A 23,514-nucleotide genomic window follows, 5' to 3' on the forward strand; every position below is an offset into this window, starting at 1 on the left:
CGTCGGGCGACTTATGCGAAACGAAACAATCATCCCACTGCACGTGCGCAGCGGCTATTCGATGCTGCGCGGGACGGCGCTGCCGGGGGCGCTGGTGGCTGGCGCTGCGCGGCTGGGGCATGAACGGTTGGCGCTGACGGATGTGAACAGTCTGGCCGAGATTGCGATGTTCTGGTCGGCCGCGAGCGAGGCGGGGGTGCGTCCGCTTGTGGGGGCGGAACTGCTTGTCGGGCGCGAGTCCGTCGTGGCGTTGATTGAAGATGAAGCGGGGTATGCGAATCTGTGCCGGATCATCACGGCCATTCTGGCGGAACCTGCGGATGTTTGGCTCCCTCTTCGCCCCGAATGGGGCGATGGAGATCTAGCCGGGGGCGAAGCCCCCGGAGACGGCGCTCCCTCTCGAACCCGCCCCGGCGGGGCGGGGGGAGGGTTCTCATTGGTGCGGGATCTGCCGGGACTTTCGCAGGGGCTGCAATTTATTGTCGCAGACGCCCGTCTTGGCGCCGCCCTGTCGGTCGCGGACGGGGGAGCCTTGCGGGGGCGGTTGTGGGCGGGGATCGATCCGGCAGTGCAGCCGCACCGGGTATTGCATCATCTTATACCGTGGGCGCATGAGGCGTCCGTGCCGCTGACGGCCACCGGCGCCGCGTTGGTTCTGAACGAGGAGGACCGCGACGTCGCGCGCCTGCTGGCGGCGATCCGGCTGGGGCTTGCATATGAGGATGTGGCGGCCGACGAACTGCCTCCCGTCGGCGCGCACCTGCGATCGAGCGAGCAATTGCGATCGGCACTGGCCGATTGGCCCGATGCGATCGCGAATAACCGCCGCCTGGCCCAGCGCTGCGAGGGGTTCAGACTGCTGCCGCGCGGGCCGATCTTCCCGCACGTCGATGCGCCTGCCGGCATGAGCGTGCGCGAGCATCTGGAGCAACTTTGCCGCGAGGGGGCCGCCTGGCGCTACGGCGGTAACGACCCGCCGGGATTGCAGCAGCGAGTGCAGCGGGAGCTGTCGCTGATCGACGAGAAAGGCTTCTCGGGATACTTCCTGGTGGTGCGGGACTTGGCCCAGCACGCCCGCCGGCGCGGAGTGCCCATTGCCGCCCGCGGCAGCGGCGCCAGCAGCCTCGTGGCGTATCTGCTGGGGATCACCAACGTCTGCCCGCTGACGTATGGGATCGCGTTCGAGCGGTTCCTCAACGAGCGGCGGGTGGACTTTCCCGACCTGGACCTGGACTTCTGCTGGCGCGTCCGCGACGAGATCATCGACTACGCCTTCGACCGCTGGGGCCGCGGGCACGCGGCGATGGTCAGCACGCACTGCACGTTTCAGGATCGCTCGGCGTTGCGCGAGACGGCCAAAGCCTTTGGATTTTCGAACGATCAGATCTCGCGGATGGGGGAGGCTGCTCTATCGGAGCCGGGTACAGTCCCCTCGATGGCGGCGCGGATCAACGGCCTGCCGCATAATTTTTCAGTGCATCCGGGCGGAATCGTGATTTCGCCGCAGCCCATCGATCGCTACGTGCCGGTTCAGCCGGCCGCCAAGGGCGTCCTTGTCACGCAGATGGACAAGGACGGCGTCGAGGCGATCGGGCTGGTGAAGCTTGACCTGCTGGGCAACCGCAGCCTCTCGACGATCCGTTACGCGTGCAATCTTGTGGCGGCCGGGCCAGGCGGCTCGGCGATCGATCACGAGTCGCTGGGCGACGGCGATGCGGCAACCCTGGCGACCCTTCGCGCCGCCGACACTGTCGGCTGCAACCAGATCGAATCGCCGGCGATGCGGCATCTGCTGCGGGCGATACAGCCGCGCGGCGTGGTGGATTTGATGCAGGCGTTGGCGTTGGTGCGCCCGGGCGCGGGCGGGATCGGGATGAAGGAAACGTTCATCCGCCGGCGGCTTGGGCAAGAAGAGGCACGTGCGGACAAGTCCTCGCCCGCCGGGGCGGCTGTCGGGGAACTCTTGCAGGAAACGCACGGCGTGATGCTCTATGAGGACGACGTCATGCGGGTTGCGGCGGAACTGACGGGCTGCTCGCTGGCCGAGGGAGACCGATTCCGCAAGGCGGTTCAGAAGTGTCGTGACGACCGGCAGCGTCTGCGGCTGTCACAGGAGTTTCTGTCGCGCTGCCGCGCTCGCGGGGTCGACGCCGACTACGCCAAGGACCTGTGGGTTCAGATGGCCAAGTTCAACGCCTATTCTTTCTGCCGCGCCCACGCGGCCAGCTACGGCCAGTTGGCGTATGCCTCGGCGTGGCTCAAGACGCATTACCCGCGGCAGTTCTGGGTCGCGGCGCTCAACAACAACCAGAGCATGTACCACCCTCGCGTGTACGTCGAGCAGGCCAAGCGGTCCGGCATCGTCTTCCTGCCGCCGGACGCCAACGCCAGCGGCGAGGAGTTCACGCTCGAGGGCGACTGCATCCGCGTGGGGTTCAACCGCATTGGCGGCCTGGGCCCGGTCGCCATCGCCTCGCTGATCGACGCCCGCGCCCGCCGGGCGTACGAAAGCCTCAGCGACTGCCTCTATCGCAGCGGCCTGGGGTTCAACGAAGGCCGCGCGATGATCCTCTGCGGCGCTTTCGATGCCTTCGAGCCCAACCGGGCGCGACTGATGATGGAACTGGAGATGTTCGCCTCCAGCGGTCTGCGCCAAGGCGGCGGAAGTAGCGCCGCGGCCAGGCGTCAGGGGGCGATGCTGCTGTCGCCAGCGGCCACGGTGGGGTGTGGATTGGACGATTACCCGCCCGCGCGGAAATACGCCGATGCGCGTCGCATTCTGGGCATCTCGACGGGCGCGCACCTGATGAGCCTCTATCGCCGGGCCCTGGCGGGGCAGACCGATGCGAGCAGCCGCGACTTGCCCCATCGGGTGGGGCGCGAGGTGCGCATCGCGGGCCTGCTGGAGGCCCGTCGCGACACGCCCTCGCGTGACGGCGGAACCATCACCTTTGTGACTCTCGACGACGAGTGGGGCTTGTTCGAAGCGGTGGTTCTGCCCCAGCGGGGCGGCGGCGCGGGCGAGGGTAGGTATGTTTCCTATGGTCCTTACCTGATCCGCGGCGCCGTGCAGGAACAGTTCGGGACGCTGACGGTGGCGGCCTCGAGCGTACGCGTCGCGCATTAACCCAGGTATCTCACCGCGGAGATCGCAGAGACCGCAGAGGCATTTTGACGGTCAGCGCCAGCCGCAACATTGAATGTTCTTGTTTCAAGCCATCTGCTTCTCTGCGTGCTTTGCGATCTCTGCGGTTCATATAGTTTTCGGGCTAACCGCTTAAGGCGTCGCCACGTATGGCTAAAGTCGCGGCGCGGCTCATGTCGATGATAAAGTCAATGAAATAGTCTTGGTTTCACGCGACGTCAACAGCCAAGGATTTGCATGCACAGAGCGATGTGGAAGATCGTGTTCGCGCTTTTATTGCCGATGGCGGCATCGGGATGCGCCAGCGGTTTGAGCCCGCAGGCCCAGTCGCTGCTGGATGAAGGTCACAAGATCTACCGCAAGGGCGATTACAAAGGCACGATCGAGAAGATGAACGTGTTCATCGATCAGGTCGGCGGTTCGAAAAAGGCCTACGAAGGATATTACCTGCGAGGCCTGGCCCGATTGCAGTTGGGCGATCAGGCCGGCGCCCGCAATGATTTCGTCGCGGCTGTCGACCGCGGCGGCAGCGACCCGATCATGGCCGACTCGCTGAACAAACTGGGCGACATGGCCTGGCAGGAAAACAACATGGACGTGGCCGGCGGGCGATACGCCGCCGCGCTGATGCACGTCCAGCCCGGCGAGAAACCGGCGGATCATTCCTACTATCAACTGGGCAGCGTGCTGCAGCGGCAGGGCAAATGGTCCCAGGCCGACCAGCAGTTCTCGAAGCTGGGGTTTTATTTCCCCGCCGGCGAGCTGTCGCAGAAGGCGGCGGCCCGGATCAACAGCCGCGCCTGGACGGTGCAGGCCGGGCTCTACGCTCAGAAGAGCCAGGCGCAGCAGGCGGCTGAGCGGCTTAAAAAGACAGGCATGCCGGCCCGCGTGGAGCCGGCGATGAACAATAAGACGGTGAGCTTCGTCGTGCAGGTGGGCCGATACCAATCGTATCAGGAAGTGCTCAAGGCCCTGGAGCGGGTCCGTCAGGATGTCAGCGACGCATTCGTGGCGACCACGAGGTAACGATATGATCCTTCGATATGGCAGCATCGCATTGGCGGCGGCCGTGGTAATTGTTGTCGGCTGTCAAACACACACGCCACCGGCGTCGAGTCCGCTCCCGCTTGAGTTTCTGCAGGACAAGTATCCGGCGCAGGAAGTTCCGGTGGCGCACGTGATGCGTCGGGACTATCGCCTTCGCGAGGGCGATCAGCTCGAGATCATTTATCACGTCCGGCACAACCGCACGCCCTCGTACAAGATCAAGATCGAGGACGAGATCAGCATCCGTTTTCCGTTCAATCCCAACATGAATCAGACCGAGCGGGTGAACTCCGACGGGACGCTTCAATTGCTTCTTGTGGGGACGGTAAATGTGTATAATAAGACCATTCAGGAATTGCAGGACGAGCTTGTGAAGCTGTATTCCAAGTACATCCGCAATCCTGTGCTGACGGTGAGCTTCCTGGAGTCGAACAAGAAGATCCAGGAATTGCGCATCGCGATCACCACGGCGCCTCGCGGTCAAAGCCGCCTGGTGCCGATCACGCCGGAGGGTTCGATCTCGCTGCCGTTCGTCAGCAACATCGGCGCGGCGGGCAAAACGGTAGGCGAACTGCACACCGACCTCAACAGCGCCTACAAGGACGTCGGTCTGGAAGAACTCGAGGTGACCGTCAACATCCAGGCCGTGGCCCCGACGCGAATTTACGTGCTGGGCGAGGTGAAGATCCCCGGAACGCTGTTGAACAAGACCGGGGCCATCGAGACCAACCAGGAACTGTCGCTGTTGCAGGCCTTGTCGCAGGCCGGCAGCTACATCCCGCCCCGGGCGGACCTGAGCAAGGTCATGGTCATTCGCCGCCGGCACCTGCCTCGCCCGCAGGCCGCGATCGTCAACGTGTACCAGTTGCTGGAGAACCGCAAGCGACCCGACGCCGGGGCGGTCCAGGTTGACTGTCGCAAGTACCGCTACGACATGTGGCTCGAAGACGGCGACATCGTCTACGTGCCCACTACCGATATCGCCAAACGCGCCGATTACATCGAGTACGTCTGGCAGCGCGGCATCCGCAATATCGGCGGCTTCAGCAGTAACGTGTCGGCCAACTATACCGTCGGCGACACGGTGGATTGGCTTAAGTAGGATCAACGCTCGCCGGGCGGCCACCGCCGCCGGCGGCAACAAGGTGCAACTATGGCAGAAAACTATTCAGGCAGGACTTTGCGAGAGTTGGTGCGCGTGCTGGCCGGGCGATTCGTCGGCATGACGATCATCGTGATCGTCGTCGTCGGCGCCGCCGCGGCGGCGACGTATTTCGCCCCCCGCACATACCGCAGCGAGGTGCGGCTCAAAGCCGCCCCCACGTCGATCGGCAGCCCGCTGGAAACGCGGATGGCCGACCGCGACGAAATCTCTCTCTACGTCGGCAGCCAGCGAGAGCTGATTTTGAGCGACTACGTGCTGGCGGCCGCGATGGACCGTCTGGACAAGGGCAAGTTCGGCGAACCCGGCGAGAACTACACGCCTCCGTCGGAGAAGGAAATCGCCAATTGGGTTTCCGCCAACCAGTCGCTGTTCCGCAAGGTCCAGAACAGCGTGAGCGTGGTCACGCCCGGCGGCACGGGTTCGGCCTTTACGCAGATGTTCCAGATCCGGGTGGACTGGTCGGAGGAGTTCGTGCCGCTGCAGCGCCAGACGGCCGAATCGCGGCAGAAATCCGCCGAGCGGGCCCAGGAGGTGATGCGGTGCATCCTGGCGGCCTACATGGATCGCAACAAGGTGATCGAAGGCCAGCGCAGCGACGAGGCGACGGCCTTCCTGCGTGACACGGCGCTGGACGCCGCGCGAAAGAAGCGGGATAAGGCCCAGGCGGCCCTGCAGCTGGAAATCGAGACCAAGATCAAGGGCGACTTGCCCCTGGTGCTGCAGATGTACACCAACGGCTCCAGCGGCGAGATGGGCGAGGCCATCCTGCGAACCCGCAGCCGCAGCGAGATCATCACGCTCAACGCCTCCCTGGCGGAGATCAGCAAGACCCAGGAAAGTCTTAAGGCCCAGACGGATAACGGGCTGGCGGAGATGGCCAAGTTCGAGGCCGGAAAACGCGAGGATTTTTCAAAGCTTGCCGTGCCGGAGGTGGTGCTCAAGGGCAACGACACCGTCGCGAAGCTCCAGGAACGCCTGACGGCGATCACGCTGGAATTGACGGCCCTGCGAACTCGATATACCGACACGTTTCAGCAGGTGGCGGATCTCCGCCGCGAGTTGAGCTCCACGTACGGGGCGCTGCTCGATGAACTGCAACGCCACGCCGCCAGGCTCGAGCAGGAACGCCAGCGGCTCACCAGCCGGCGCGACTCGCTTGAGGCCGCGGAAAAGAAGAACAAGGAAGACATGGATTCCCTCGCGCTCAAGGTGGCTGAATATCAGCGCCTCCGCCTGGAACTCGATAGCGCCCAGGCGCAGTACGACAAAGAGGACGAGCAGCTTGTCAAGGCCGTCACGGCCGGAAAGCTGAGCAGGACCCCCATCCTGATCAGCACGGTGGACGCCCCGACGCGACCGGATCCGAATCAGCCGTACCGCCCGATCGTGTGGTTGAACATCGCCGTGGCGCTGCTGGCGGCGGTGACGCTTGGGCTGATCTACGCCTTCATGGCCGACCACTTCGACCACACGATCAAGAGCATCGACGATGCCGAACGCTACCTGGGCGTTCCGGTGCTGGGGTCGGTGCCCAAACTGGGAAGAAGAATTGTTCGCACCGCATAGGTGACCCATGCCCGAGACTGAATCCGAAAATAACATCCTGGAACATTCCGAACTGCCGTCGGTGCGAATGACCCTCCGTGGCGACGCGCAGGAGATTTTCCACAGCCTGTGGGCCTCGCTGTTCTTCTCCGGGCACGGCGCCGGAAAGAGCGTGATGGTCAGCTCGATCGGACAGCAGGAAGGCGCCACCACCGTCGCGTCAGCCTTGGCGCTGGCGGGCAGCCTGCCCGCCGGCAGTGAACGCGTCGCACTGGTGGACCTGAACTTCCGCTCGCCGGCGCTGCATCGCGTGATGGGGCTCGAGCAGAACCTCGGCGTCAGCGAGATGGTGCTCGACGGCGTGGCGCCGGAGATCGCCGCCCAGAGCGTCACGCCGGGCCTGGATGTCTTCGCTGCCGGCGGAGGCTCCCAGCGGCTGCTGGAGATCCTGCGAAGCACGGCCCTGCGCGGCGTGCTGGAAAGCCTGGCCTCGAAATACGACCGCGTCCTGGTGGACGTTCCTGCCGCCAACGCGTATCCGGACGCCCAGATGGTGGCCGCCATCGTCAAGGACACCGTCCTGGTGGTGCGGGCAGACCAGACCCCGCGCGAGGCGGTGGCCATGGCCAAGAAGCGAATCGAAAGTGCCGGCGGGCGGGTCGTCGGCGTCATCCTGAATATGCGGACATACCCGATTCCCAAGTTCCTTTACAACCGTGTATAAGGCCGCCGACCGCAGCGGCGAGGTGTCGTGATGCCCACGACCGGCCGGCCCAGAACCGACATCCTCAGCGGGGCCTTCGTCGTGGCAGTCGCCCTGGGCGCTGCCGCGATGGCGCTGCTGCGCCCCGACCAGACGATGATCCTCCTGGCCGGCGCGGCGCTGGCCGCCCTGCTGGTCTTTGCCGCCCTGCGATGGGAAATCACCGCCTGGGCGTGGTTGTGGGTTCTGGCCTACGGCGTCCTGGACAGCACGTTCTGGCGGGGCGAAGTGCCGGGCTTCTTCAACCTCACGATCCCGCGGTTGCTCTTCGTGGCGGCGGTGCTGGCATTCACCCTGCATTTCGCGTTTCGACGCCGCCCTGTCCTGTTCGACCGCACGGTGCTGTGGGTCATGTGGGCCATGCTGGTCTACTGCGCCATCAGCGCCACCGCCTACGGCTGGTCCGCCGACAGCGACGTGATCCTTCAGCCGCCATACTTCCGATTCATCGGCGGCCTGATGTTTCCGGCGGTCATGTTCTTCCTGATGTACAACGCCGCGCGCAACGAGCGCCAGGTTTCGGTCGGGCTGTTTTTGATTTTCATTTTCGGGTGGTACGCGTTGTACATCGGCTACCTGCAGTACCTGGCCAATGCCGAATACTGGGCGGGGGCGCGCGACTTCATTTTCCCGGCCTACATCAATAACCCCGAGGTCGAAGCGGGCATACACTTTGCCCGGTCGCGCGGGCCGTTCTATTCTGCCGCTCCGCAGGGGGCGTTGCTGGTATTCCTGTTCTTTGTCGACATGTTCCTGATCCGGCGATCGCGGGGCTTCGTTCGCGTGCTGGCGGCGGTTCAGGCGCTGCTGGTCGTGCCGGGCATATTCTTCACCAGTCTGCGGGCGGCGTATCTGTGCTTCCTGATCTGCGGGCTGATCTGGTTGATCTGGGGCGGGCGTCGCGGCGGGGTGCTGAAACTGGCGTCGGGCCTGGTGGCGCTGCTGCTGTTGACGGGGCTGTTCTGGCAGAACCTCCAGCAGAGCGACCGTCTCAAGGGCGGCGTGGCGGAGGTCAGTCCGATCGAAGACCGCATCGCGCTGCTGAAGATCACCTGGCAGATCGCCCAGGAGCATCCGTTCACCGGCGTGGGATACGGGCGCTTCGCCGAGGCGCGCCAGTCGCTCGAGCAGGATCCCACGACGCGTTCCCTGCCGCCGGAAATGATGCAGCACAATGTCTTCCTGGCGATCTTGGCCGAAACCGGAATCCTCGGCCTGGTGCTGCTGGTGGGCATCCTGGTGCTGATGTTCCGCGAGTCGCTGCAGCTTTACCGCAAGATGCCCCCGGACGCTCACGGCTTGCTCAGCCGCCCGCTGGTGGTGCTGTTCTGGGTGGCGCTGGCAAACTACATTACGATCTCCATGTTCAATGACACGACGACGGACTTCTTCACTACGGGCCTGACATGGACGCTGGCCGGGCTTGTCGTTGGCTATAACCGCCTGCTGGAGCCTCACCGGATCGACTTGCCCAGCTATGCCCCGGCCCATCCGGAGGCGACCGTTGTCCCGGGTTGACCGACTGTTCCGGGTGGGGCGCATCGCCGATTCGCTCGGGGTGTATCTTCCGTCGATGCTTTTTCAGCGGGGCCTGGGCCTGCTGCGAACGCTGCTGTTCATGTACATGATTCCCGCCGTGCAATTCAACTTCTGGTTCGCCGGCAGCATGATCTTCGACCTGGGCAGCCAGATCATCGCCCTGGGCGCCAACCATGGCCTGACGCGCTACGTCAGCCTTCACGAGGCCCAGGGGCAGTTGCAGACCTTCTATCGCCGCGTGCGGCTGACGGTGGCAATTTCGTGCCTGGTGGCCGCCGCGGCGGCGATGGGCGCGCTGGACTTCATCACCGAGCACACGCTGCTGCCCGCCGGAGCCCTTGCGGGTGATCATCCCTATGAGCGCTGGGTTTGCGCCGCCGCCCTGGTCAACGCCCTGTTGCTGGCGCTGTACCTGAACATGCTGGGCTTCATGTACGGGCTGCGGACGTACCGGCTCATCGCCGCGACCGAAACATTCAGCGGCGTGCTCTTCCTGCTGCTGGCGCTGGGCGCGCTGACGCTCTGGCGAAGCGGTCTGGCGATTCTGATCGCCCACGCGGCATCCGTCGCGGTGGCGGTGGCGGTCGGAACCCTGATGCTGAACGCGGCCGTGCGCCGTTTGGCGCCTGCAGCCGCCCGCTTGGCGCCGCGCGATCCGGAAGTGGTGCTCGACCCAATCAGCGTCGAGGACGAACCGGAGGTGGCGGTGGCCTCGCCGTCGGCGAAGCGGCCGCAAGCGCCCTCCCGCGCCGGTTCGCTCTGGCAGCTCTACCAGTTCGGCGCGATCATCCTGGCGGGCAACCTGCTCTGGCGGGTGCTGACGTACTTGAGCTACCGGATCACCAACAAGCATTACGGCGGCGACGTCAGCGCGATTTTCGGCGGACTGCTGCGGTTCACGCAGTCGATCGAGTTCCTCGCCACGGCGGTCTTCATGGTCGTCTTTACGCACGTCGTCAAGCGCTGGCAGGAAGACCGCCGCGACATCGCGATGTCCGTGCTGCAGGTGTCCTACAAAACCGTCGGTCTGGCGGTGGGCACCGTGGCGGTCGTCGCATATGTCAGCGCGCCGATGTGGGTGCGCATTCTTCCCGCCGCCTACCAGCAGGACAGCGCCCTGCTGGTGGGGGGGCAGTTGCTCTTCTTCTTTTCCGCGGCCAACCTGTCGCTGCTGAACATGGTCGCCCGCCTGCATGAGCGACCGCTGGTGCCGATGCTGATGGCCGCCACGGCCGGGGCGATCAACCTGCTGCTGGGCTTCTACTGGGTGACGCTGGCCGATGGGCCCACCCAGGGCGCCATACGCGCCGCCTGGGCGATGGGCGTGGCGATGTTCGGCGGCGGGTTGCTCGTGGCGGTGCCGTATCTGCTCATCAGCCGCAGCCGCCTGGAGCTTTCGATGTACGTCATCCTGGCCAGCCCGGTCGTGCTGTTGCTGCCTCAATTGACCGCCGGACCGGTATGGATCGGTCTGCTGCTGGTGGTGATTTTCACCGGCTGGATCATCTCCGACCAGCAGAAGCGTCTGATCCTGCTGTATCTGCGCCAGACGATCCAGGGACTGCGGAGGAGGCCGGCATGGCGATGAGCGTCTCAGTCGTGCTGCCGACGCGCGACCGTCCCGAGGCACTGGGGCGGGCGGTGCGATCGATCCTCGACCAGCCTCTTCGACCGCTGGAACTGATCGTAGTCGATAACGGCACGGTTGGCCTTGCGCCGGAGCTGGGCGACGAGGCGCGCCGGGCGGGCGTGGAGTACTGCTGCCTGCGATATGAACCGCCCTCGACGACCGCAACGCGAAACCTCGGCCTGGAGCGGGCCCGGGGCGATATCGTGCTGCTGTTCGACGACGACCAGATCATGCCCGGCGGTTTCCTGCAGCGCCTCGTGGCGCTGTACGAGCAGGACGCCGCCGGCGTCATCGACGGCATTGGCGGGCTCTGCCGCCAGGACCCCCGCGGTCTGGGCGGACGGCTCTGGAGCGTCGCGTCCTGCCTGGCCGGCGAGTGCTGCTGGCGCCCCCGCGTGCAGGCGGCGCGGTACGTTCGCCTGCCCGCTCCGCTGGGCCGGCAACTGTCCCTGCCGCGGTGGATCAGCGGCGGGGCCATCAGCCTCAGGCGTGAGGCCGCCGCGGCGGAACGATTCGACGAAACCATGACCGGGTACGCGTATTCCGAAGACCGCGAATTCTGTTTCCGCGTCGGGCGCCGGCGCCGGCTGTTTCTGGCCGCCGATCTTCAGATCATCCACGACAACGCTCAATCACGCTCCGGCGACAGCGCCGCCTGCGGACGCCGGTACGTTCGCAATTCGCTGCACGTGGCCGCCACGGCGATGGATCGCGGGGCCGGCACGTGGCTGCTGGTGATGCACGATTTCATCGGCACCATGCTCCTGCACGCCCTCTGGGGCGCCGCCCTCGGCAAGCGATGGAACCTGGGGTTCGCCCGCGGAATGGCGGCGGAGATGTGCTCGCGTGCGGCCGCCGCCGTGCGCGACATGTGGGGCGGCGATAGCGACCCCGCGCGAGGCAGGCCTACATGAACACCATCCTGCACTGCATACCGTCAATGGGCGGCGGCGGGGCCGAGCGGCAACTGGCGTACCTGGCCGCGGCGCTGAAGGACCTCGGGTGGCAGGTACACGTGGCGTTGCGCCAGGACGGCGGCGTCAACCTGCAGCGGCTCGAGGCGTCCGGCGCGACCGTACACGCGCTGGGGACCTGGCACAATTATGATCTGCGCAACGCCTCGCGCATCGCGGCGATCGTCAAGCGCACCGGCGCCCAACTCGTGCAGTCCTGGCTGACGGCGATGGACATCTGCGGCTCTGCCGCGGCGCGCCGGGCCGGCGTGCCCTGGATTCTCTGCGAGCGCGGCGACGGGCGGACGTATCCCGAGGGGTTCTGGACTCTCAAGAACGCCTTGCGCCGCAGGGCGGCGCCGCGGGCCGCTGCGATCGTCTGCAATTCCGCAGCGGCCGACATCTACTGGCGCGTGCAGATTGCTTCGTGCGGCCACTGCGTTATCCCGAACATCGTGCCGCTGGAGGAAATCCAGGCGGCCCCGGCGTTCTCGCGCGAGCAACTGGGCGCGACGGCCCAGGATAAGCTGCTGGTCTACGCCGGCCGACTGGAACGGGGCAAGAACCTTCCGGTGCTGCTGCAGGCTCTGGCGGTGCTTCGTCAGCGCGTGCCGGCCCGGCTGCTGCTGTGCGGGACCGGCTCGCAGGCGGCGGCGCTGGCGGACGCCGCGCGGCGTTTGGGCCTGGGGCAGGCGGTTCTGTTTGCCGGATACGTCGATAATCTGTGGTCGTGCCTGAAAGCCGCCGACGCGATGGTTTCGCTGAGCAAGATTGAGGGCCGGCCAAACGCGGTGCTGGAGGCCATGGCGTGCGGATGCCCGCTGATCCTGTCCGATATCGACGCCCACCGCGAAATCGTGGACGGCACGCAGGCGGCGTTCGTTCAACCGGACAATGCGGCGCACGTGGCGGCAGTGCTTGGCGAGGTGCTCGGTGACGCTTCGGCCGCCCGTGCCAAAGCCCAGCGGGCCGCGCAGGCCTGCGGCGCCTGGTCGGCCTCGGCCGTCGCGGCCCAGTACGACCGCCTGTATCGCCAGGTGCTCGCCGGCGAAGGAGGGCGCTGACATGTGCGGCATCGTCGGCATTGCATCGCTCCGCTGGCCTGTCAGCACATCAGAGCTTATCGCCATGCGCGACACGATGGCCCATCGCGGGCCTGACGACGCGGGCGTCTGGCCGCTTGACGGCGGGCCGATAATGCTCGGTCATCGCCGCCTGGCGGTGATCGACCTGACGCCGCTGGGCCATCAGCCGATGACCGACGCGGCGGGCGAATTAGTGCTGGTCTTCAACGGCGAGATCTACAACTTCCAGGCCCTGCGCAGCGAACTGATCGCCCTGGGCCACGCCTTCCGCTCCGGAAGCGACACCGAAGTGATCATCGAGGCCTACCGCGCGTGGGGACCGTCATGCCTGGAGCGGCTGGAGGGCATGTTCGCATTCTGCCTGTACGACCGGCCGAGGCAGCGCCTGCTGCTGGCCCGCGACCGCGCGGGCGAGAAGCCGCTGTTCTACCGCCATGCCGACGGCGTGCTGTGGTTCGCTTCCGAGCTCAAGGCCTTGATGGCCCACCCGGCGTTTCCGCGCCGGCTGAACATCGACGCGTTGAACCACTACCTCGCGTACGGGCACATCCCCGGCTCGCGGTGCGTGCTCGAGGGCGTCAATAAGCTGCCCGCCGGATGCGCGATGACGTACGACTTGCGGGAAGACCGGATGGAGGTCTGGCCGTACTGGCAATTGCCCGCCGGCCCCGCCCCCGCCGCCGCCGACCCCGAAGCGCTCGTCGAGGAACTGCACGAACTGCTGCGGCGTTCGGTCCGGTCGCGACTGGTCGCGGACGTTCCCGTCGGCGTGCTGCTCTCGGGCGGGATCGATTCGAGCCTGGTAACCGCAGCCGCCGCCGAAGTGACCGGGCCGGGGCTGCGGACCTTCACCGTCACCTTCCCCGGTCACGGCGCGCACGACGAGGGGCCTTACGCCCGCCAGGTGGCTGAGCACTTCGGCACGCGGCACACGGAGCTGGCGGCCGCCGAGGCGTCGGTCGATCTGCTGGAGCGAATGGCCGAGCAGTTCGACGAGCCGATGGGCGACGCGTCGATGATTCCGACATACCTGGTCTCGTGCGAGATCCGCCGCCACGCGACGGTGGCCCTGGGCGGCGACGGGGGCGACGAGCTCTTCGGCGGGTACCAGGCTCATCGCGCGACGCTGCGTTTGGAGCGGCTGCGGGCGATCCTGCCCGGTCCCGTGCGGCGCGCGCTGGGCGCCATGGCCGTGCGGTGCATTCCGGCAGGGCGTCTGCGGCGCAACGGTCTGCTCGCCCTGGCCGCCGAGGCGGACGAGGGCATGGCGCAACTGCCGGTGTATTGGGATGTGCATTATCGCCGGCGTCTTCTGGGAGGCGCGGCTGGGCAGATTGCCGATTGGGGCGCCCCCGAAATCTGCCGCGCCGCCCTGGGCGAGCGATTTGCCACGCCGCTGCAGAAAGTGACCGCGGGCGATTTTCTGAGCTACTTGCCCGACGACATCCTGGTGAAGATCGATCGCGCGAGCATGCTCACGTCGCTGGAGGTGCGCTGCCCGCTGTTGTCGCGAGAGCTGATCGAGTTCGCCTTCACCCGCGTTCCCGACCGCTTGCGGGCTACGACCGCCGCGGGCAAGATCCTCCCGCGACTGCTCGCTCGCCGCCTGCTGCCGCGCGGGCTGGACCTCGACCGCAAGCAGGGTTTCACGCCGCCGGTGGCGCAGTGGTTCGCCGGCGCGTGGCGCCAGGCCATGGAAGAACCGCTCCGCCAGGCGGAGCCTTCACTCTTCGACCGCGCGTTCATCGCCAAGATGATCGACCAGCAGCATCGCGGCTACGACCACACGTGGCGGCTGTTCGCCCTGACCATGTTCGAGCTGTGGCGCCGGCGCTGGAACGTGGCCGTGCCGGCGGCCGAGGCGGGACGCTGATGGGCGCAGCCATCCATCTGATCTACCTGGACATCGACACAGGGTTCTATCCCGGCGCTCATCACGGACTGGCGTCGCTGATCGCCGCTGTGCGATCGGCGGGGCACCAGGTTCGCCTGACGCATCTGTCCCGCGCCGTCGGCCAGGAGGAATTCCTCGCCGCGGTGGCCACGGACGCAGCCGACGCGTACGGCTTCTCGGCCATGACCAATCAGTTCAAGCACGTGCGGCGCCTGGCGCCGATTCTTGCCCGGGCGACGGGCAAGCCGATCGTGGTGGGGGGCGTTCACGCGACGCTGGCCCCGCGCGAGGCCGCCTCGGTCGAGGGCGTCACCTGCGCCTGCCGCGGCGAGGCAGAGCGGTTCCTCCCGGCATGGCTGGACGCGCTGGCCGCCGGCGGCGACGGGCGAGGCGTCAAAGGCTGCTGCTACTTCGACGGCGAGCGGTTCATCAGCAGCCGTGCCGACGACCCCTGCGACCTGGACGCCCTGCCGCAGCCGTGCTACGACGACTTCGACATGCCTCGCATCGTCCACGACCTGGGCGGTCGGCTGTCGGTGGTGGTCTCCCGCGGTTGCCCGTTCGCCTGCGCGTTCTGCTGCAACGAGGCGCTGCGCAAGGACTTCGATCCGCCGCAGTCGTACGTGCGGTTTCGCACGCCGCCTTCCGCCGCGGCGATGACGGCCGAACTGGCCCGGCGGTACGCCGCGCGGTCGATCCGCTTCGAAGACGACCTGCTGCTGCTCAACGCGCGCTGGCGCGGGGAGTTTCTGGACCTGTACCGCGCCGCGGTGAATCTGCCGTTCGAATGCAACTGCCGCGCCGACATGGTCAGCGACGAACTGGCCCGCCAGCTCGCCGCGGCCGGATGCGTCTCGGTCGACATCGGCATCGAATCGGGGGACCCGTCGCTGCGGGAGGAGGTGCTGGGCAAGCGGATCTCCAACGAGCAGATCATCGCCGCTTTCGCGACGCTGCACCGCCATGGCCTGGCAACCTACGCGTACAACATGATCGCCCTGCCGACCGAAACCCCCGAGATGGCCTGGCGCACGTACGAGTTGAATTGCCGCGTCAAGCCCAGCGCCGGCGCGGTATTCTATTTCTATCCCTACCCGGCAACGGCATTGTACGAGCGGGCGGCGGCCGCGAATCTGCTGCGGGACGACTACGAGCAGGCCGATGGATATACCCAGCGGCCGAGCATTCGTCCGACGCACATGACCGACGCGGCGATGCGGCGGGTGTACCGGCGGCTGCGGGCCTTTCTGTACCTGCAGCGGTTCCGGACGTTCTTTCCGCTGCCGCGGTGGGTGAAGATTCCAGCCGCAAGCGTGCTGGCGGCGGCGATGCGGCTTTGCCCGCCGCTGGTGGACGTGTTGGCGGCGCGGACGCCGCTGAAGCGGTGGCTGCGGCGGATGGCGTTCAAAGTCTGAGGACCTGATCATGACGCAAGCACAACAGGCCGAGGCGACGCGGCCTCATCCCGCGCAGGGACCGACGGACGCGGTCATTGCCGTGACCCACCGATGCAACGCGCAATGTTCGATGTGCAAGGTGTGGCAGAGCACCGCCGCGGACGCACTGACGCCGGCCGACATGCGCCGCCTGCCGCGCGGCCTGCGTACGATCAACCTCTCCGGCGGCGAACCGTTCCTGAGACCGGACCTGCCGCAGTTCGTCGATGAACTGCGCCAGCGCTGCCCGCACGCGCAGATCACCATCTCGACCAACGCCTGGATGGTCGATCGCATCCTGACGGCGATGGAGGAAATCCGCTTCATCGACCCGTCCATCCGCCTGGCGGTCAGCCTCGACGGTCTGGGCGAGGCCCACGACAACGTCCGCGGCGTCAGCGGCGCCTTTGACGCGGCGATGCAGCTCATCGGCGGCCTGACCGAGGCGGGGTTCCGCGGGCTGCGGCTGGGGATGACGCTATCCAGCTCGAACCTTGACCAACTGCTGGACGTGGCGGCCCTGGCGGCGGAGCACGACCTGGAACTGGGCGTGGTGGCCGCCCACAAGGCCCGCACGCACCTGGGCGTCAGCGACCTGGGCGACGAGCAGATCCCGGACTGGCTGGTGGGGGCGTTCGCGCAGTTGACGCAGCGATGGCTGCGATCATGGCGGCCCAAGCAATGGCTGCGGGCGCACTTCGCCTGCTTCACGTATCACTACCTGGCGGGGCGGGCGTGGCGCGTCAAGTGTGCCGCCGGGCGAGACTTCTTCTTCCTCCAGGCCGACGGCACGGTCTATCACTGCTCGGTTGACGGGCGGGCGATGGGCAACCTCTGCCGGCAGGACTGGCAGACGATCTGGCACGGCGGCGACGCACACGAGGCCCGTCGCGCCGCGGCGGCCTGCCCCGAGAACTGCTGGATGATCTGCACCGCCCGCAGCGAATACCGGCGCCGCCCGCTGGCGGTGCTGGGGTGGATCGCCCTCAACAAGCTGCGCGCCCACTTGCGGCGTCTGCGGCTCGACGGCAAAGACTGACATGCGAATCCTGCTGGTGGATAAATTCTATGATGCCTTCGGAGGCGTGGGCACGTACCTGCGCCTGGCCGAGGCGCTGCTGCGCGGGCGCGGGCACGAGGTCTTCCGCTTCGGCTGCGTCCGCCCGGGCGGTGCGGCCGACATGCCGGCGTTTCACGACTTCGAGAAAGCCGCCGACCTGCCGCGCCTGGTGCATAATCGCGAAGCGGCACAGAAGCTTGACGCGATGCTGGGGCGGCAGAAGATCGACGTGGCGTTCCTGCAGAACATCTACCATCACCTGACGCCGGCGATTCTGCCGGTCCTGCGGCGCCGCGGCGTGGGCGTGGTGATGCGGCTGGCCGACTACCGCCTGGCCTGCCCGACCAAGCATTTCATGCGAAAGGACGGGCTCTGTCAGCGCTGCCTGCCCAACCGGTTCTATCACGCCGCCAGCCCGCGCTGCGCGGGGCTGCGCGGCTTGGCGCTGGCGATCGAATGCTACCTGCAGCGCCTGACGCGGCGCTACCAGCGGGGCGTCGACGTGTTCATCTGCCCCACGCAGTTCATGCGGCGCACGATGGTGGCCGCGGGCCTGCCGCGCGATAAGACCGTCGTGCTGCGAAACCTCGTCAGCCAGATCGCTTTGCCGCCGGACGTCGAAGAGAACGGCAGCGTTCTCTATGTCGGACGCCTCAGCGACGAAAAGGGCAACGAACTGCTGATCGACCTGGCGGCCGCCATGCCCCGGCTTCGCGTCGTGCTGGCTGGGCAAGGGCCCACCGAGCAGCCGTTGCGGCAGATGGCCGCACGCCGCTGCATTGGCAACGTCACGTTCCTGGGCGACGTCGGCCACGACGCGCTGGGTTCGCACCTGGCCCGGGCGGCGGCGCTGGTGGTGACCAGCCGGTGCATGGAGAACAGCCCGATGAGCATGCTCGAGGCCATGCGCGCGGGCAAGTGCGTCATCGTGCCCGATCAACCCTCGTTGCGGGAATGGGTGCAGGACGGTCAGACGGGGCGGCTGTATCGCTCAAGCGACGCGGCGGCATTGGTCGAGGTGGTCAAGGACGTGCTGGCTCACCCCCAGCAGCGGCGGCAGATGGGCGTCGCGGCGGCCCAGCGGCTGCGCGACTGGCACGACGAGTCGGCGACCGTGCGACGGCTTGAAGAGCTCTTTGATGAGGCGGCCCGACGATGCGCATCGCAATGATAGGTTCCCGCGGCGTTCCGGCCCGCGAGGGCGGCGTCGAGCGGGTGGTGGAGGCGCTGACGGCAGAGCTGACGGCGGCAGGGCATGAGGTGCTCGTGTACAGCCGCCGCCACTACGTCGGCACGTCCGCCTACGACGGGCCCGGGCGGCGCATTATCACCTCGGGGCTGCGGGGAAAGCATCTGGATGCTCTGACGCACACGGCGACGGCGTTTGTCGACGTGCTGCGGCGCGGCGTGGATGTGGTTCACGTTCACTCCCCCGGGCCGGCGCTGTGGAGCCCGCTGGCGGCGATGGGGCGGCTGCCCATGGTCCTGACCGTTCACGCGCCGGACTGGCGGCGCGACAAGTGGTCTCTGCCCGCGCGGTGGGCCTTGCGCGGTGGGCTGTGGATGGGCATGCGAATGGCCAGGGTCGTCACGTGCGTGTCACAGCCGTTGGCGCAGGAGCTGTCGCAGAAGTTTGCCCGCGAGGTGCTGTATGTGCCCAATGCCGCGCCGCCGTCGCCGCAGCAGCCCGTCGGAAGCGACCGCGTCGAGGCGATGGGTCTGACGCGCGACGCGTACGGGCTCTATGTCGGACGCGTCGTTCCCGAGAAACGCCTCGACCTGCTGATCAGGGCCTGGAACGAAGCCGGCGGGCAGTGGCCCCTTGCGGTGGCCGGCGAAGTGCCCGACGACCGGTTCGGCCGAAGGTGCCGCGAACTGGCCGGGCCGGGCGTCAAGTTCCTGGGTCCGCAATTTGGCGACGACCTGGTCCAGTTATACGACAATGCCGGTTTTGTCGTCCACCCCAGCGCTCTTGAGGGCATGTCGCTGGTGCTTTTGGAGGCCGCCGCGTTCGGAAAATGCATTTTGGCAGCCGCAACGGCAGAAAACGCTTGTTTTTTGGGGGACAAGGCGCTATATTTTAGTCTTGACGATTATGCTGATTTGTCACACCAGATCAGCCGATGTATATCTGGAGCAGGGATGCGACAAAGCAGAGGGTTCAGCGCCCAGCGTCTTGTCAGAGACGAGATGTCGTGGGCGGCCGTCGCCAGGCGAATGGAATCGCTGTACGACCGTGCGATGTTCCGATGCAAGTGAGCTCGTTATGGCCGCGGTACTCGATACTCAGGTTTCTCTGGACGCGCTGGCTCAGCGGCCCGCGCCGGCCCTGCCGGAAAATTTCGTTTACGACATCGCCAAGCGGGCCACCGACGTGGTGCTGGGGACGCTGCTGCTGATTCTGACGGCCCCGCTGATGCTGATCGCGGCGCTGCTGGTGAAGATCACCTCTCGCGGCCCGGTCGTATTCCGCCAGACGCGCGCGGGGCGGGGCGAGCTGCCCTTCACGATGTACAAGTTCCGCACGATGCGAGTCGGCGCCGAAGACGACCGCACCTTCCTGGGCCATCGCAACGAGAAGGACGGACCGGTCTTCAAGATCTCCGATGACCCGCGCCTCACGCCGCTGGGGCGACTGCTGCGAAGAAGCTCCATCGACGAACTGCCCCAGCTCTTCAACGTCCTGGCCGGGCACATGTCGCTGGTGGGTCCGCGACCGCTGTGGATGCCCGAGTCCTTGAAAATCCAGGGGCCCGAGCGCATCCGCCTGGCGGTCAAACCCGGGCTGACGTGCCTGTGGCAGATTTCAGGCCGCAGCGACCTGTCCTTCGCCCAGTGGATGAGCCTGGACCAGTACTACGTCCAGCATCGCAGCCTGCTGCTCGATGCGCTGATCATGATCCAGACCCTTCCGGTGGTTCTCTCGGGCCAAGGGGCGTATTGATCGCCATCGCCGCCGGCCTGTCCCATCCGTTTTGCCCCTTTATTTGACCCGCCGCCCTCTCGTGCCGATGTATCGGATGGAGGATTTGGCGTGCCCGAGCGAGAGAGCCAACTGGGGACCTATACCAACGGTCTGAGCCTTTACCACAGGCAGCAATACGCCGCCGCGGCCGACGAGTTGTCGCGCCTGCAGGGACGCGGCGACCTCCTGGGAAAGGTCGGCACCTTCTACGAAGGCATGGCGCTGCGGGCGATGGGGATCGAGGCCCTGAAGGCAGGCGACTATTCCGCCGCCGAGAAGCACCTCCGCGCCGCGGCCGTCATCATGGACAACCGCGCCGACCTGGCCGAGCACCTGGCGTGCCTCTACGCGCGAACCGGCCGACATGACCAATGCATGGCGGCGGTCGAGTGCCAGCACGAGGCAAGGCAGGACGACCCGGCGCAGCATCGCCGGCTTGCGCTGGCCCAATGGCGGGCCGGGCGGCGCTGCGACGCCTACATGACGATGCACCAGGCGGTGCGCCTGTTCGCCGACGACGCTGGGCTGCTGATACAGTTGGGCCTGTTCCACGCCGCGGAAGGCGACTACGCCGCCGCCCGCAAGGCTATCGCCCACGCCGTTGAACTCGACTGCTCCAACGCCCAGGCGCACTACCGGCTGGGGATGGTCGCCGCGGCCTTGGGGCAGGTGCAGGCGGCGCTGCGGAGTTTCCAGCGGGCGTACGAGCTGGACCCGGCCGATCTGACGCTGGCGTTTCAACTTCCCCTCGTTGTCCGCTCGGCCATGCAGGGCGGATACCAGGTCTTCCTGCGCCTGCCCGAACCGAGCATCCCGGTCAGTCCCACCGCGGCGGGGCAACTGGCGGCGTACCTGGTCGCCGAACCGGACTACCTGGTGGCGCTGCTGTCGCTGCCGCCCAGTGACATCGACGAGGACCTCTTCGCCATGCTGGCCGACGTGATGGGTATCGCCCTGGCGCGGCACGAGAGCTACGCCGACCTCCACTATTACCAGGCACGCATCCACGCGAGGATCCATCGCATCGATCAGGCCATGAGCCACGCCCGCCGCTGCATCGCGATTAACCCCCGCTACGTCCAGGCCTGGCTCCTGCTGGCCGAACTGCTCGAAGGCGCCGGCGACGCGACCGCGGCGGCAGCGAGCCTCCAGCAGGCCATCAACGCCGGAGGCAATTGGCCCGACCTGCACTTCCGCCTGGCGGGCTTGCTCAAGAGTCTCGGCCAGCCCCAAGAGGCCGCAGAACATGCGACAACCGCTTTGAAACTGAACCCGCACTACACGCCGGCGGCCGCCAGACGCGCCGCCTGAGTCACGAGGTCTGAGATGAGTTATCTGCTGGAACTGCTGGGCAAAGGGCTCGACTGCGAAATCGGCGACGTGCTGGACCGGTACTTCTGGTCCGCGCCGCGCCAGAGCATGCACGAACTCCAAGAGCAATGCCGCCAGCACCCGCAATGGCCCGACGCCCAGTGCCGCCTGGGCCTGGCGAGCCTGCGCGGCATGGATGTCGAGGCCGCCATCGAGCACCTCACGCTGGCGTGCCGATACAAGAGCGACTACCTGGCCGCCCGCGTGGGCCTGGCCGCGGCGTATGAAGAGCACGGCCAGATCGACCGGGCCCTGGAGCACCTGAAGATCGCCAACACGCTCAAGGGCGGCGAAACGCCCATCCTGTTCGCCATCGCGTTCTGCCTCGAAAAGGCCCGCCGCCCCCAGGAGGCCGCACAGTACTACCGCGACGTCATCGCCGCCGACGGCGAGGCCTTGCAGGCCCGCCAGCGACTGGCGGCCATCGCCACCGCCTGCGACAACCTGGACGAGGCCATCGAGCAGTATCGGGTGATGGAGAAATCGCAGCCGCAGGAGACGTGGATCCGCTCGACCCTGGCCCATCTGTACCATCGCGCCGGACGCTACAAGGAGGCCATCGAGGAGTTCCAGATCGCCATCACCATGGAGCCCGAGAACTGGGCCCTGATGGACGACCAGGTCGAGACGCTCGTCGCCGACGGGCAGGTGCGCCAGGCCATCGACCGCCTCCACGAGATGATCGAGGCCCAAGGCGCCTTCGCCGACCTGCACGTGCGCCTGGCTGACTTGTACAGCCAGATCGGCGACGACGAGCCGGCCCTGAAGTACTACCAGACCGCGCTGGACATCCAGGGCGATTACCTCGAAGCCCTCGTCAAGCTCGGCACGCACCACCTGGTCTTCGGACGATGGGACCAGGCCGCCGAATACTTCCACCAGGCCTCCGAGCTCAACGACAACGTCATGATCAACTACATCGGAATGGGCGTGGCCCAACTGGCCGCCGGGCAGAAGTCCGAGGCCATGAACAGCTTCGACCTCGCCGCCGCCGTCGAACCCAACTCGACGCTACTGCTGTCCGAGACCGCGCGACTCCAGCTCAAGGCCGCCCTGGCCGACGAATACCTCAAGGCCTTCGACGCCCCGCAGGACGACCCGGCGGCCGGCGTGCAACTGGACAACGACGATCTGCTGCACAAGCAGATCGAGCGCCACGCCGAGGAAGTCCTGCGCCAGCCCCAGCACGCCGATGTCCGCTATCGCTACGGCGTGCTGCTGCGGGCAGAGAACCGCACCGCCGACGCCATGGAGCAGTTCGCCAAGGCCGTCGAGATCAACCCCGCTTACATCCAGGCGATCATCAAGCTGGGCATCTGCCAGGAGGAACTCGGCCATGTCGATGAGGCCATCGCGACCTTCAAGCAGGCGCTGGACATCAAACCCCAGTACGTCGACCTGCACTATCGCCTCGGGCTGCTGTACACCGACCGCCGCATGTTTGACCAGGCCGTCGCGCACCTGAACACCGCCAGCGAAACCGCCGGCGACAACGAGCAGATCCGAGCCTCGCTGGCCCTGGCGCTGCAGAACATGGGCCTCATGGACCGCGCCGCGGCCACCTGGCGCAGCCTCTGGAAGATTCATCAGGCCTGCAAACACCGATCCGTCTGATATGCAACAATGCAGGCAGAAGCCGGGGAATATGCGACACAGAGACGCAGAGAAAACAGAGAAAAGCAACATTAAGAGGAAGACTTAAGAAGCCTTCCCGTCCCTGTTTTCTCTGCGCCTCTGTGTCGCAAAGTCTTTGCCAGCCCCGAAAGTGGCACACGCTCTACCACAATTCCACTTCCTTGCACTTTGTTGTACTTTTCACAGCGGTTTGCGGGGAAGCGCCTGCCGCTTGCCGACCGGCGCGTGGGAGCATAATCCTGCCGATTTCACATAAACCAGGTGTCCTGAATGAGGAAAAT

Annotated in this window: 17 protein-coding genes; all 17 read left to right on the forward strand. The window is 66.5% G+C overall.

Annotation, left to right across the window (positions count from 1 at the left end):
• Positions 1–13 precede the first annotated feature (13 nt).
• The 17 genes from ABFD92_02635 to ABFD92_02715 all read left to right on the forward strand — a co-directional run bounded on the left by ABFD92_02635 (position 14) and on the right by ABFD92_02715 (position 23,212).
• On the forward strand, positions 14–3,127 hold the full coding sequence (locus ABFD92_02635) for a PHP domain-containing protein (GenBank protein MEN6503412.1): 3,114 nt from the start codon (positions 14–16) through the stop codon (positions 3,125–3,127).
• A gap of 255 nt (positions 3,128–3,382) precedes the next feature.
• A complete protein-coding gene (locus ABFD92_02640) occupies positions 3,383–4,171 on the forward strand; it encodes an SPOR domain-containing protein (protein ID MEN6503413.1) in 789 nt (262 codons plus the stop codon).
• A gap of 4 nt (positions 4,172–4,175) precedes the next feature.
• Positions 4,176–5,294 carry a polysaccharide biosynthesis/export family protein gene (locus tag ABFD92_02645; protein MEN6503414.1) on the forward strand — a complete coding sequence of 373 codons (1,119 nt, stop codon included), beginning with the start codon at positions 4,176–4,178 and terminating at the stop codon, positions 5,292–5,294.
• A gap of 51 nt (positions 5,295–5,345) precedes the next feature.
• Positions 5,346–6,923, forward strand: coding sequence for a hypothetical protein (locus ABFD92_02650; GenBank protein ID MEN6503415.1), 1,578 nt, complete (start codon positions 5,346–5,348; stop codon positions 6,921–6,923).
• A 7-nt stretch (positions 6,924–6,930) separates the two neighbouring features.
• The gene (locus ABFD92_02655; protein MEN6503416.1) at positions 6,931–7,626 is read left to right on the forward strand and encodes a CpsD/CapB family tyrosine-protein kinase; all 696 of its coding nucleotides are present in this window, start codon (positions 6,931–6,933) and stop codon (positions 7,624–7,626) included.
• A gap of 30 nt (positions 7,627–7,656) precedes the next feature.
• Positions 7,657–9,183 carry an O-antigen ligase family protein gene (locus ABFD92_02660; protein ID MEN6503417.1) on the forward strand — a complete coding sequence of 509 codons (1,527 nt, stop codon included), beginning with the start codon at positions 7,657–7,659 and terminating at the stop codon, positions 9,181–9,183.
• Complete coding sequence (locus tag ABFD92_02665) at positions 9,170–10,792, forward strand: hypothetical protein (GenBank protein ID MEN6503418.1); 1,623 nt, start codon at positions 9,170–9,172, stop codon at positions 10,790–10,792. The genes ABFD92_02660 and ABFD92_02665 overlap by 14 nt, the downstream gene beginning before the upstream one ends.
• Positions 10,783–11,748, forward strand: coding sequence for a glycosyltransferase family 2 protein (locus tag ABFD92_02670; GenBank protein ID MEN6503419.1), 966 nt, complete (start codon positions 10,783–10,785; stop codon positions 11,746–11,748). The genes ABFD92_02665 and ABFD92_02670 overlap by 10 nt, the downstream gene beginning before the upstream one ends.
• Complete coding sequence (locus ABFD92_02675; GenBank protein MEN6503420.1) at positions 11,745–12,851, forward strand: glycosyltransferase; 1,107 nt, start codon at positions 11,745–11,747, stop codon at positions 12,849–12,851. The genes ABFD92_02670 and ABFD92_02675 overlap by 4 nt, the downstream gene beginning before the upstream one ends.
• A gap of 1 nt (position 12,852) precedes the next feature.
• Complete coding sequence (gene asnB, locus ABFD92_02680; protein ID MEN6503421.1) at positions 12,853–14,745, forward strand: asparagine synthase (glutamine-hydrolyzing); 1,893 nt, start codon at positions 12,853–12,855, stop codon at positions 14,743–14,745.
• A complete protein-coding gene (locus ABFD92_02685) occupies positions 14,745–16,181 on the forward strand; it encodes a radical SAM protein (protein MEN6503422.1) in 1,437 nt (478 codons plus the stop codon). The genes asnB and ABFD92_02685 overlap by 1 nt, the downstream gene beginning before the upstream one ends.
• Before the next feature lie 10 nt (positions 16,182–16,191).
• On the forward strand, positions 16,192–17,241 hold the full coding sequence (locus ABFD92_02690; GenBank protein MEN6503423.1) for a radical SAM/SPASM domain-containing protein: 1,050 nt from the start codon (positions 16,192–16,194) through the stop codon (positions 17,239–17,241).
• Between the two features lies 1 nt (position 17,242).
• Entirely contained in the window at positions 17,243–18,433 is a 1,191-nt protein-coding gene (locus ABFD92_02695; GenBank protein ID MEN6503424.1) for a glycosyltransferase family 4 protein, read from the forward strand.
• Positions 18,418–19,521 carry a glycosyltransferase family 4 protein gene (locus tag ABFD92_02700; GenBank protein ID MEN6503425.1) on the forward strand — a complete coding sequence of 368 codons (1,104 nt, stop codon included), beginning with the start codon at positions 18,418–18,420 and terminating at the stop codon, positions 19,519–19,521. Before ABFD92_02695 ends, ABFD92_02700 begins: the two co-directional genes overlap by 16 nt.
• 7 nt (positions 19,522–19,528) lie before the next feature.
• Complete coding sequence (locus ABFD92_02705; GenBank protein MEN6503426.1) at positions 19,529–20,206, forward strand: sugar transferase; 678 nt, start codon at positions 19,529–19,531, stop codon at positions 20,204–20,206.
• A gap of 90 nt (positions 20,207–20,296) precedes the next feature.
• Complete coding sequence (locus ABFD92_02710) at positions 20,297–21,538, forward strand: tetratricopeptide repeat protein (GenBank protein ID MEN6503427.1); 1,242 nt, start codon at positions 20,297–20,299, stop codon at positions 21,536–21,538.
• A 15-nt stretch (positions 21,539–21,553) separates the two neighbouring features.
• Positions 21,554–23,212, forward strand: coding sequence for a tetratricopeptide repeat protein (locus ABFD92_02715; protein MEN6503428.1), 1,659 nt, complete (start codon positions 21,554–21,556; stop codon positions 23,210–23,212).
• The last annotated feature ends 302 nt before the right edge of the window (positions 23,213–23,514 follow it).

It is taken from the genome of Planctomycetaceae bacterium (assembly GCA_039680605.1).
Taxonomy (GTDB): domain Bacteria; phylum Planctomycetota; class Phycisphaerae; order SM23-33; family SM23-33; genus JAJFUU01.

Coding starts and splice junctions, on each gene's coding strand:
- ABFD92_02635 (MEN6503412.1), top strand. CDS start 14: ATGCGAAACGAAACAATCATCCCACTGCACGTGCGCAGCGGCTATTCG.
- ABFD92_02640 (MEN6503413.1), top strand. CDS start 3,383: ATGCACAGAGCGATGTGGAAGATCGTGTTCGCGCTTTTATTGCCGATG.
- ABFD92_02645 (MEN6503414.1), top strand. CDS start 4,176: ATGATCCTTCGATATGGCAGCATCGCATTGGCGGCGGCCGTGGTAATT.
- ABFD92_02650 (MEN6503415.1), top strand. CDS start 5,346: ATGGCAGAAAACTATTCAGGCAGGACTTTGCGAGAGTTGGTGCGCGTG.
- ABFD92_02655 (MEN6503416.1), top strand. CDS start 6,931: ATGCCCGAGACTGAATCCGAAAATAACATCCTGGAACATTCCGAACTG.
- ABFD92_02660 (MEN6503417.1), top strand. CDS start 7,657: ATGCCCACGACCGGCCGGCCCAGAACCGACATCCTCAGCGGGGCCTTC.
- ABFD92_02670 (MEN6503419.1), top strand. CDS start 10,783: ATGGCGATGAGCGTCTCAGTCGTGCTGCCGACGCGCGACCGTCCCGAG.
- ABFD92_02675 (MEN6503420.1), top strand. CDS start 11,745: ATGAACACCATCCTGCACTGCATACCGTCAATGGGCGGCGGCGGGGCC.
- asnB (MEN6503421.1), top strand. CDS start 12,853: ATGTGCGGCATCGTCGGCATTGCATCGCTCCGCTGGCCTGTCAGCACA.
- ABFD92_02685 (MEN6503422.1), top strand. CDS start 14,745: ATGGGCGCAGCCATCCATCTGATCTACCTGGACATCGACACAGGGTTC.
- ABFD92_02690 (MEN6503423.1), top strand. CDS start 16,192: ATGACGCAAGCACAACAGGCCGAGGCGACGCGGCCTCATCCCGCGCAG.
- ABFD92_02695 (MEN6503424.1), top strand. CDS start 17,243: ATGCGAATCCTGCTGGTGGATAAATTCTATGATGCCTTCGGAGGCGTG.
- ABFD92_02700 (MEN6503425.1), top strand. CDS start 18,418: ATGCGCATCGCAATGATAGGTTCCCGCGGCGTTCCGGCCCGCGAGGGC.
- ABFD92_02705 (MEN6503426.1), top strand. CDS start 19,529: ATGGCCGCGGTACTCGATACTCAGGTTTCTCTGGACGCGCTGGCTCAG.
- ABFD92_02715 (MEN6503428.1), top strand. CDS start 21,554: ATGAGTTATCTGCTGGAACTGCTGGGCAAAGGGCTCGACTGCGAAATC.